The organism is Nocardioides flavescens, assembly GCF_009823805.1.
Classification (GTDB): domain Bacteria; phylum Actinomycetota; class Actinomycetes; order Propionibacteriales; family Nocardioidaceae; genus Nocardioides; species Nocardioides flavescens.
Genome location: NZ_WUEK01000007.1, coordinates 200,947 through 210,230, shown reverse-complemented (window position 1 = coordinate 210,230; position 9,284 = coordinate 200,947). Strand labels below are relative to the sequence as shown.

12 protein-coding genes are annotated in these 9,284 nt (G+C 71.5%); 2 read left to right on the top strand and 10 right to left on the bottom strand.

The window, feature by feature from the left end; all coding sequences use genetic code 11:
• Positions 1–16 precede the first annotated feature (16 nt).
• Positions 17–973, top strand: a complete 957-nt coding sequence (locus tag GRQ65_RS13215) for an NAD(P)/FAD-dependent oxidoreductase (RefSeq protein ID WP_337191705.1) — start codon at positions 17–19, stop codon at positions 971–973.
• Positions 974–1,166: 193 nt separating this feature from the next.
• On the opposite strand, the gene GRQ65_RS13210 is transcribed toward GRQ65_RS13215, so the two are convergent.
• The gene (locus GRQ65_RS13210) at positions 1,167–1,784 is read right to left on the bottom strand and encodes a methyltransferase (protein ID WP_160878434.1); all 618 of its coding nucleotides are present in this window, start codon (positions 1,782–1,784) and stop codon (positions 1,167–1,169) included.
• Positions 1,777–2,571, bottom strand: a complete 795-nt coding sequence (truA, locus tag GRQ65_RS13205) for a tRNA pseudouridine(38-40) synthase TruA (protein ID WP_160878433.1) — start codon at positions 2,569–2,571, stop codon at positions 1,777–1,779. Before truA ends, GRQ65_RS13210 begins: the two co-directional genes overlap by 8 nt.
• Positions 2,572–2,621: 50 nt before the next feature.
• On the opposite strand from truA, the gene GRQ65_RS13200 reads away from it, so the two are divergent.
• On the top strand, positions 2,622–4,289 hold the full coding sequence (locus GRQ65_RS13200) for an FAD-dependent oxidoreductase (protein ID WP_160878432.1): 1,668 nt from the start codon (positions 2,622–2,624) through the stop codon (positions 4,287–4,289).
• Positions 4,290–4,305: 16 nt separating this feature from the next.
• Here the strand turns inward: GRQ65_RS13200 and GRQ65_RS13195 are convergent, their stop codons facing one another.
• The 8 genes from GRQ65_RS13195 to infA all read right to left on the bottom strand — a co-directional run bounded on the left by GRQ65_RS13195 (position 4,306) and on the right by infA (position 9,219).
• Positions 4,306–5,241, bottom strand: coding sequence for a carbohydrate kinase family protein (locus tag GRQ65_RS13195; protein WP_337191704.1), 936 nt, complete (start codon positions 5,239–5,241; stop codon positions 4,306–4,308).
• Between the two features lie 83 nt (positions 5,242–5,324).
• On the bottom strand, positions 5,325–5,963 hold the full coding sequence (rplQ, locus tag GRQ65_RS13190; protein WP_160878431.1) for a 50S ribosomal protein L17: 639 nt from the start codon (positions 5,961–5,963) through the stop codon (positions 5,325–5,327).
• Positions 5,964–6,138: 175 nt separating this feature from the next.
• Complete coding sequence (locus GRQ65_RS13185; protein WP_160878430.1) at positions 6,139–7,155, bottom strand: DNA-directed RNA polymerase subunit alpha; 1,017 nt, start codon at positions 7,153–7,155, stop codon at positions 6,139–6,141.
• Between the two features lie 123 nt (positions 7,156–7,278).
• Positions 7,279–7,887: a 30S ribosomal protein S4 gene (rpsD, locus tag GRQ65_RS13180; RefSeq protein WP_160878429.1), complete on the bottom strand. Its 609-nt coding sequence runs from the start codon at positions 7,885–7,887 to the stop codon at positions 7,279–7,281.
• A 28-nt stretch (positions 7,888–7,915) separates the two neighbouring features.
• A complete protein-coding gene (rpsK, locus tag GRQ65_RS13175; protein WP_160878428.1) occupies positions 7,916–8,317 on the bottom strand; it encodes a 30S ribosomal protein S11 in 402 nt (133 codons plus the stop codon).
• Between the two features lie 4 nt (positions 8,318–8,321).
• The gene (gene rpsM / locus GRQ65_RS13170; protein ID WP_160878427.1) at positions 8,322–8,696 is read right to left on the bottom strand and encodes a 30S ribosomal protein S13; all 375 of its coding nucleotides are present in this window, start codon (positions 8,694–8,696) and stop codon (positions 8,322–8,324) included.
• A gap of 153 nt (positions 8,697–8,849) precedes the next feature.
• Positions 8,850–8,963 (bottom strand): 50S ribosomal protein L36, encoded by a 114-nt coding sequence (rpmJ, locus tag GRQ65_RS13165; RefSeq protein WP_004008316.1) that lies wholly within the window; start codon positions 8,961–8,963, stop codon positions 8,850–8,852.
• Between the two features lie 34 nt (positions 8,964–8,997).
• Complete coding sequence (infA, locus tag GRQ65_RS13160; RefSeq protein WP_011757309.1) at positions 8,998–9,219, bottom strand: translation initiation factor IF-1; 222 nt, start codon at positions 9,217–9,219, stop codon at positions 8,998–9,000.
• Between the last annotated feature and the right edge of the window lie 65 nt (positions 9,220–9,284).

Sequence of the window (9,284 nt, the reverse complement as noted above, 5' to 3'; positions counted from 1 at the left end):
CACACCGTCACCTGTCGTGGTGGTCGGCGCCGGGATCTCCGGCGCCGCCTGCGCCCGCGCGCTGCTCGCCGCCGGCCTCGACGTCCGGGTCCTCGACCGCGGGCGTCGCGTCGGCGGGCGGATGGCCTCGCGGCGCCTGGACGACCGCCCGGTGGACCTCGGCGCGTCGTACCTCACCGCCTCGGGCGACGACTTCACGGCCGTCGTCCGCGACTGGGAGAGCCGTGGCCTGGCGCGTCCGTGGACCGAGACCTTCACCGTGCTGAGCGACGACGCGGGGCCCGAGGACAAGGACGGTCCGCTGCGCTGGGGCGCGGCCGGCGGGTTGCGCTCGCTCGTCGAGGACCTGCTCGACGGTGTGCACGTCGAGTCGCGCGAGGTCGCCTCCCTCGACGAGCTCGACGCGCTCGAGCCGCCTGCCGTGGTGCTGGCGATGCCCGACGCCCAGGCCCGTCGACTGCTGCCCGCTGACCACCCGGTGGCGGCCCGTCTCGACCGGGAGTTCGAGCCGGTGCTCGCCCTCGCCGCGTCGTACGACGAGCGCACGTGGGACGTCGTCTCCCCCGGCGGCCGCTTCGACGGGGCCTTCGTCAACGGCGACGACGTGCTGGCGTGGATCGCCGACGACGGCCGCCGACGCGGCGACGACGCCCCCGTGCTCGTCACCCACTCCACCCCGGAGTTCGCCGCCGGCCACCTCGAGGACCCACAGGCAGCAGGACCCGCGATGACCGAGGCGCTGCGTAGCGTCCTGGGGCTCGGCGAGCCGGCCTCGACCCACGTGCACCGCTGGAGCCTCGCCCGACCCACCGGCGAGCGCGAGGACACACACCTGCTCGAGGACACCCCGACCGGGCTCCTCGGCGTCTGCGGCGACGGCTGGGGAAAGAGCCCCAAGGTCGAGACCGCCTGGAAGTCGGGTCACGAGCTCGGACGGGCGCTCGTCAGCTGGCTGCAGTCGAACGGTGGTTGAGGAAGGACGAAGTCCTGTCTCGAAACCACTGTCAGGTCGCGTGGTTTCGAGACGGGCCTAGCGGCCCTCCTCAACCACCAGAGCCGCACCGGTGGTTGGGGGAAGGACGAAGTCCTGTCTCGAAACCACTCACATCAGGTGGTTTCGAGACGGTTGCTGCGCAACCTCCTCAACCACCGAGGCGGCAGCCTCCTCAACCGGCGTAGCGTGTCTCGAGCACGCGGAACCCCTTGGCGCTCGCGAGCCGCGCGGTGGGCCAGCCCTGGTCGCCCAGCCAGCGCTGGAGCGAGTCGGCGCCGAGGTTCTTGCCGACGACCATGACGGCGCGCCCGCCCGGCGCGAGCCGCGGGAGCCAGGTCAGCAGCAGCTCGTGCAGCGCGTCCTTGCCGATCCGGATGGGCGGGTTCGACCAGATCTCGTCGTACGTCACGTCCGCGGGCACCTCGGCCGGCAGGTGGGCGCTGAACCGGTCGTCGAGCCCCAGCGCCGCGGCGTTCTCGCGGGCGAGCAGCAGGGCGCGCTCGTTGACGTCGACCCCGGTCACGCGAGCGCCGGGCACCGCCGTGGCGACCGCCAGCCCGATGACGCCGTAGCCGCAGCCGAGGTCGAGCACCCGCCCGGGCGCCGGCGGCTCGGTCTCGCGGAACAGCACCGCCGTGCCGCTGTCGAGGCGGCCCTGGGCGAAGACCCCCGAGCCGGTCGTCAGCGTGAGGTCGTGGCCCCAGATGCTCGCGGTGAACGCCGATCGCTGGAAGGCCACGCTCGGGTCGGCGGTGAAGTAGTGCTCGGACTCGGGAACGGGCTCAGGCACGGCGCGCCCTCGTGATCTCGACCCGCGCGCCCAGCTCGGCGTCGACCGGGTAGCCGACCTCCTCGAGGGTGAGACCGTGGGCGGGCGCCACGGCCACCGACGGGTCGCGGTGGGCGGCGGCCAGCACCTCGGCGGCCCACGACGCCGGTCGGCGGCCCTCGCCGACCGCGAGCAGCGCGCCGACGAGCGCACGCACCATGGAGTGGCAGAACGCGTCGGCCCGCACGTGCGCGACGAGCAGGCCGTCGGCCTCGCGCTCCCAGTGCAGGTCGAGCAGCGTGCGGATGGTGGTCGCGCCCTCGCGCTGCTTGCAGAACGACGCGAAGTCGTGCTGGCCGACCAGGCCCAGCGACGCGACGTCCATCGCGACCTCGTCGAGCGGTCGCGGCCAGGCGAGCACGTGGCCGCGACGCAGCGGGTCGACCAGCTCGGGGCGGTCGGCGACCCGGTAGGCGTAGCGCCGCCACAGCGCCGAGAAACGGGCGTCGAAACCCTCGGGCGCCTCCTGGGCCCGCAGGATCCGCAGGTCGGGGGCGAGGACGCCGTTGAGCCGGCGGGCCAGCCGCTGGGTCCCCTCGGGCAGGGCGTCGAGATCGGTGTGGACGACCTGGCCACGGGCGTGCACACCGCTGTCGGTGCGGCCCGCGCAGGTCAGCGAGACCTCGGGCACCCGCAGCACGGTCGCCGCGGCGAGAGACAGCTCGCCCTCGACCGTGCGGAGTCCCGGTTGGGCGGCCCAGCCGTGGAACCCGGCGCCGTCGTAGGCGACGTCGAGACGGATCCGCACCCGTCGAGGATAGGGGGTGTGTGCCACGAGCCCGACCTAGGCTGGGAGCCGTGCCCGCACCCGCGATCATCCTGGTCTCCGCCGACCACCTCGACGTCCTCGAGGCCGAGTTCACCCACCGCTACGCCCACGACTACGACCTGCGCTGCGCGACCACCTGCGCCGAGGCCGAGCAGATCGCCCGGGAGATCTGCGACGCCGGCGGCCTGGTCGCGATGTTCGTGACCGACTCCCGCCCGGTCGACCAGCCCAGCGTCCTGCACGCGTTCGCGGCGTGGCGCTCCGTCGTTCCCCAGGCCCGCCGGCTCGTGGCCGCGCACTGGGACCACTTCCTCGACGATGCGCCGTCCCTGCGCGCCGGCATGGCCAAGGGCAAGTACGACGCCTACCTGCTGATGCCGCGCGGCGCTCGCGACGAGGAGTTCCACCACGCCGTCACCGACCTGCTCTCCGACTGGGGCGCGAGCGTCCCCGACCCGGAGGTCGTCTCGGTCAAGATCATCTCGCCGTCGCACGACCCGCTGACGCTGGCCATCCGCGACTTCCTCGACCGGATGGGCATGCCCAACCGGGTCTGGCACCCCGAGGACCCCCACATCCAGCAGTTCCTGACCCAGTTCCCCGACCGCACCTACCCGTTCGTCTACTCCCCCCAGCGCTCCGGGCTGAGCGCGACGTCCGTGCGCGACGTCGCCCACCACATCTGGGGCCGCCCCAGCGACTTCAAGATCGACGACGTGATCGACATGGCCGTCGTCGGCGGCGGTCCGGCCGGTCTCGCGGCAGCGGTCTACGGCGCCTCGGAGGGGCTGAGCGTCGTCCTCCTCGAGGCCGAGGCCGTGGGCGGCCAGGCCGGCACCAGCTCGATGATCCGCAACTACCTCGGCTTCCCCCGCGGCATCTCCGGGATGCGGCTGGCCCAGCGGGCCCGCAACCAGGCCCTGCGCTTCGGCACGACGTTCCTCACCGGCTGGGACGTCGACACCCTGGAGGTCGGCCGCGACGGCGCCCCGCACGTGGTGCGCACCGAGGGCGGCGAGGTGCGCGCCCGCACCGTCGTCATCTCGACCGGCGTCGCCTACCGCAAGCTCGGCGTCCCCAGCATCGAGGACCTCGTCGGCCGCGGCGTCAACTACGGCGCCGCGCTCACCGCGGCGCGCGAGATGGAGGGCTACGACGTCGTCGTGGTCGGCGGCGGCAACTCCGCCGGGCAGGCCGCGGTGCACCTGTCGCGGTTCGCACGCTCGGTGAGCATCGTCGTGCGCCGCTCCGGGCTCGGCGAGACCATGTCGCAGTACCTCGTCGACGAGATCGCCTACAACGACCGGATCACGGTGGTGCCGCGGACGCGGGTGGTCGACGGCGGCGGCGACGGCGCCCTGGAGTGGCTGTGCCTGGAGGACGTCGACACCGGTGAGCGGACGACGAAGCAGGCCCGGGGCCTGTTCCTCCTGCTCGGCGCGGAGCCGCGGTGCGACTGGCTGCCCGAGGAGCTCGTCCGCGACCGGTCCGACTTCGTGCTCACCGGGCGCGACGTGCCGCGCGAGCTGTGGGTCGACGACCTGCCGCCGGCCAACCTCGCGACCACGGTGCCGGGCATCTTCGCCGCGGGCGACATCCGCTCCGGCTCGATGAAGCGGGTCGCGGCCGCGAGCGGCGAGGGCGCCTCCGTCGTGCCGCTGGTGCACGCCTACCTCGCCCCGGCCCCCGAGGACTGAGCTTCGCCGGTCGAGCTCAGTCGAGCTCGGAGCGGTACGGCGGATCGGCGCCGGGGCGCGACACCGTGATCGCGGCGGCGCGGGCCGCGTGGTCGAGGACGGCGGCGACCTCGTCGCGCGGCAGGGCGCCCAGCCCGGCCCGGTGCTCGGCACCGAGGCGTCCGCGCTCCCACAGGGCGTCGAGCAGCGCCGCACCGAAGGTGTCGCCGGCACCGATGGTGTCGGCGACCTCGACCGGGCGTGAGGCGACCTCGACCGGACCCTCGGCGTCGAGCCACAGCGCCCCGTCGCCACCCCGGGTCACCACCACCACGGCAGGCCCCCGGGCGAGCAGCGCGGCGGCCGCCTCGGCGTGGGTGAGCGCCGGGTAGAGCGCCTCAAGGTCCTCGTCGCTCGCCTTGACGACGTCGGCGAGCGCCACCACCCGCTCGACGCGCTCGACGACGTCGGCTCCGGTGCCGGTGACGGCGGGACGGGCGTTGACGTCGTAGCTGACGGTCGAGCGCTCGCGCAGCCGCTCCAGCAGCCGCACGACGTCGTCGCGACCCGGAGCGAGGACGGCGCCGAGCGAGCAGGTGTGCACCACGAGCGGGTCTTCGTCGTCGGCGACGGGACCGAGACGCCAGTCCAGGTCGAAGACGTACTCCGCGGCGCCGGTCGTCCCGATCGTCGCCTGCGCCGAGGAAGTGCGCTCCACCGCGCCCGGGTCGGTCGCGAGCGCGACACCGGCCGACCCGAGGTGCTCGGCGAGCATCGTGCCGAAGGCGTCGTCGGCGAAGCTCGTGGCGAGCCGGGTCGGTCGGCCGAGCCGGGCGAGCGCCACGGCCACGTTGGCGGCGCTGCCGCCGGCGTACTCGTGCCGGTGACCGCTGTGGGTCCGCACGACGTCGACGAGGGACTCCCCCACCACCAGCACCCCGCGCAGCGGGGTCTCGCTCCCAGGCTCGCTCACAGCGCAGTCTCTACCACGAAATGACACCGACCCGGCAGGCGCGGGCCTGCCGGGTCGGTGGTGGTGCGGGGTGGTGCTGAGGCTCAGGCCTTCTTCTCGGTCTCGTCCTCGACCGGAGCAGCGTCCTCCTCGGCAGCCGCGGTGGCGGGGTCCTCGGTGGTGGGCGCAGCCTCCACCTCGTTGCCCTCCTGGCCGTCGGCGGCCTCGCCGGCGGTGTCCGCGCCGGTCTCGTCCTCGGTCGGCTGGGCCTCGGCGATGACGCTCTCCTCGGGCGATGCCTCGTCGGTCATCTCGGTCGGGGCCTCGGTCGCAGCCGGAGCGGCGGCCGTGGACTGCTTCGCGGGACGGGCCTGCTTCGGCTCGAACTTTTCGGTCACCAGCTCGATGACCGCCATGGGGGCGTTGTCGCCCTTGCGGGGGCCGATCTTGGTGATCCGGGTGTAGCCACCCGGGCGCTCCTCGAAGCTCGGCGCGATCTCGGTGAACAGCGTGTGCACGACCGACTTGTCGCGGACGGTCTTGAGGACCTCGCGACGGTTGTGCAGGTCACCGCGCTTGGCCTTGGTGATCAGCTTCTCCGCGACCGGGCGCAGGACGCGCGCACGGGCCTCGGTGGTGGTGATCCGGCCGTGCTCGAACAGCGCCGTGGCGAGGTTCGAGACGATCAGGCGCTGGTGGGCCGGGCTGCCGCCGAGGCGGGCACCCTTCTTGGGCTTGGGCATCTCGTGCTCTTCTCTCCGGCCGTGTCAGGTACCGGGGTAGACGCTCCGAACGAAGTTCGGAGCGGTTTTTGTCTGTCGTTCTTCAGTCGGTAGCGGCGGGTGACCACCACCGGGGGGCACACGGGGGGCGGAGCCCCCCGTGAGTGGGTACACGGGGGCGGAGCCCCCGTGCGTGTCAGTACTGCTCGTCCTCGACGAACGCGTCGTCGTCGTCGTCGCCGTAGGCGGCGAGCGCCGCCTGCGGGTCGAAGCCGGGGGCGCTGTCCTTGAGGGACAGACCCATCTCGACCAGCTTGGCCTTGACCTCGTCGATCGACTTCGCACCGAAGTTGCGGATGTCGAGCAGGTCCTGCTCCGAGCGGCTGATGAGCTCACCCACGGTGTGGATGCCCTCGCGCTTGAGGCAGTTGTACGAGCGGACGGTGAGCTGCAGGTCCTCGACCGGGAGGGCGAGGTCGGCGGCGAGCTGCTCGTCGACCGGCGACGGGCCGATGTCGATGCCCTCGGCCTCGACGTTCAGCTCGCGGGCGAGGCCGAACAGCTCGACGAGGGTCTTGCCGGCCGAGGCGATCGCGTCGCGGGGACGGATCGACGGCTTGGTCTCGACGTCGATGACGAGCTTGTCGAAGTCGGTGCGCTGCTCGACACGGGTCGCCTCGACCTTGTAGGTCACCTTGAGCACCGGCGAGTAGATCGAGTCGACCGGCATCCGGCCGATCTCGTTGTCGGCGCCCTTGTTCTGGACGGCGGAGACGTAGCCGCGACCGCGCTCGACGACCAGCTCCATCTCGAGCTTGCCCTTGTCGGACAGGGTCGCGATCTTCAGGTCGGGGTTGTGCACCTCGACGCCGGCCGGCGGGGTGATGTCGGCGCCGGTGACGTCACCGGCACCGGACTTGCGCAGGTACATCGTGACCGGCTCGTCGTGCTCGGAGGAGACGACCAGGCCCTTGAGGTTGAGGATCAGCTCGGTGACGTCCTCCTTGACCCCCTCGACGGTCGAGAACTCGTGGAGCACCGAGTCGATGCGGATGCTCGTGACCGAGGCACCCGGGATCGAGGAGAGCAGCGTGCGGCGGAGGGAGTTGCCGAGCGTGTAGCCGAAGCCCGGCTCCAGGGGCTCGATGACGAACCGCGAGCGGAACTCGTCGACGGACTCTTCCGAGAGGGTGGGGCGCTGTGCGATGAGCACTGGTTCTTTCCTTTCCGGGACCGACCGCTATTTGAGGGTCCCGAACATCGTGCGGCGGAGAATGGAAGAGATCTGGGAGAGCCACCGCCCCCGTGCCGGACACGGGGGCGGTGCTCTGAGGTGCTACTTCTTCGAGTAGTACTCGACGATGAGCTGCTCCTGGACCGGGATGTCGATCTGGGCCCGGACCGGGACCGAGTGCACGAGGACGCGCATGCGGGTGGGCAGCGCCTCCAGCCACGCCGGGACGACGCGCTCGCCGTGGGTCTCGCGAGCCACGATGAACGGGGTCATCTCCAGGGACTTCTCACGCACGTCGATGACGTCGTGGGCGGTGACCTGGAAGGAGGGGATGTTGACCTTCTTGCCGTTGACCTTGAAGTGGCCGTGGGTCACCAGCTGGCGGGCGTGGCGGCGGGTGCGGGCGAAGCCGGCACGGTAGACCACGTTGTCGAGGCGGCACTCCAGGAGCTGGAGCAGGTTGTCGCCGGTCTTGCCGGAGCGGCGCGAGGCCTCGACGTAGTAGTTGTGGAACTGGCGCTCGAGCACGCCGTAGGTGAAGCGGGCCTTCTGCTTCTCCTGCAGCTGCGCGCGGTACTCGCTCTCCTTGATCCGCGCACGGCCGTGCTGGCCGGGCGGGTAGGGGCGGCGCTCGTACGCGGCGTCTCCGCCGACGAGGTCGACACCGAGGCGGCGCGACTTCTTGGTCATGGGGCCGGTGTAGCGGGCCATGTCAGTCTCTCCTTCTGCTCTCGGTGGCTCAGACGCGCCGGCGCTTGGGCGGGCGGCAGCCGTTGTGCGGGGTGGGCGTGACGTCCTGGATGGTGCCGACCTCGAGGCCGATCGCACCCAGGGAGCGGATCGCCGTCTCGCGACCCGAGCCCGGGCCCTTCACGAAGACGTCGATCTTCTTCATGCCGTGGTCCATCGCCCGGCGCCCGGCGGCCTCGGCGGCCATCTGCGCGGCGAACGGGGTGGACTTGCGCGAGCCCTTGAAGCCGACGGTGCCGGCAGAGGCCCACGAGATCACCGCGCCGGTCGGGTCGGTGATGGTGACGATGGTGTTGTTGAACGTGCTCTTGATGTGGGCCTCGCCCTGAGCGACGTTCTTCTTCTCCTTGCGGCGGACCTTCTTGGCGGTCGCACGAGTCTTGGGGGGCATCAGATCACTTCGCCTTCTTCTTGCCGGCAACGGTGCGCTTCGGACCCTTGCGGGTGCGCGCGTTGGTCTTGGTGCGCTGACCGCGGACCGGCAGGCCCTGGCGGTGACGGCGTCCCTGGTAGCTGCCGATCTCGATCTTGCGACGGATGTCGGCCTGGACCTCACGACGGAGGTCACCCTCGATCTTGTACTGCGACTCGATGGCGTCGCGGAGCTTGACCAGCTCGGGGTCGCCCAGCTCGTGGACGCGCGAGTTGGGGTCGACCCCGGTCTCGGCGAGGAGCTTCTGGGCGGTGGTACGGCCGATGCCGTAGATGTAGGTGAGTGCGATCTCGATGCGCTTGTCGCGCGGGAGGTCGACACCGACGAGGCGTGCCATGTGCTGTTCCTTCGTGTTGCTGCAGAGGTGTCGGTCGTGACGCATCCCCGCGGTGCGAGGCTCCGGCCCACTGCTCCGGAGGTGGCTTCACCCGGCGCGCTGCGCCGGGCTAGCGATCACGATGTGGTGTTCAGTTGTGCTGCGGCGAGGGACTCAGCCCTGGCGCTGCTTGTGACGCGGGTTCTCGCAGATCACCATGACGCGGCCGTGGCGACGGATCACCTTGCACTTGTCACAGATCGGCTTGACGCTCGGGTTGACCTTCACGGTCGTACCCCACTCTCTTTGCGCGGTCGGCTGGCTACTTGTACCGGTAGACGATGCGACCCCGGGTGAGGTCGTACGGCGAGAGCTCCACCACGACCCGGTCCTCGGGGAGGATCCGGATGTAGTGCTGGCGCATCTTGCCGCTGATGTGGGCGAGAACCTTGTGGCCGTTGCTCAGCTCGACGCGGAACATGGCGTTGGGAAGGGCCTCCACGACGGTGCCCTCGATCTCGATCACGCCTTCTTTCTTCGGCATGTCCTCCACAATCCGTTGTTGGCCGTCTCCGGCGCCTCGTCTACCGTCGGCCCGCGAACCTCCCG

Coding starts and splice junctions, on each gene's coding strand:
- infA (WP_011757309.1), bottom strand. CDS start 9,219: ATGCCGAAGAAAGAAGGCGTGATCGAGATCGAGGGCACCGTCGTGGAG.
- rplQ (WP_160878431.1), bottom strand. CDS start 5,963: ATGCCCAAGCCCAAGAAGGGTGCCCGCCTCGGCGGCAGCCCGGCCCAC.
- rpsD (WP_160878429.1), bottom strand. CDS start 7,887: ATGGCCCGCTACACCGGCCCCATGACCAAGAAGTCGCGCCGCCTCGGT.
- rpsM (WP_160878427.1), bottom strand. CDS start 8,696: ATGGCACGCCTCGTCGGTGTCGACCTCCCGCGCGACAAGCGCATCGAG.
- rpsK (WP_160878428.1), bottom strand. CDS start 8,317: ATGCCCCCCAAGACTCGTGCGACCGCCAAGAAGGTCCGCCGCAAGGAG.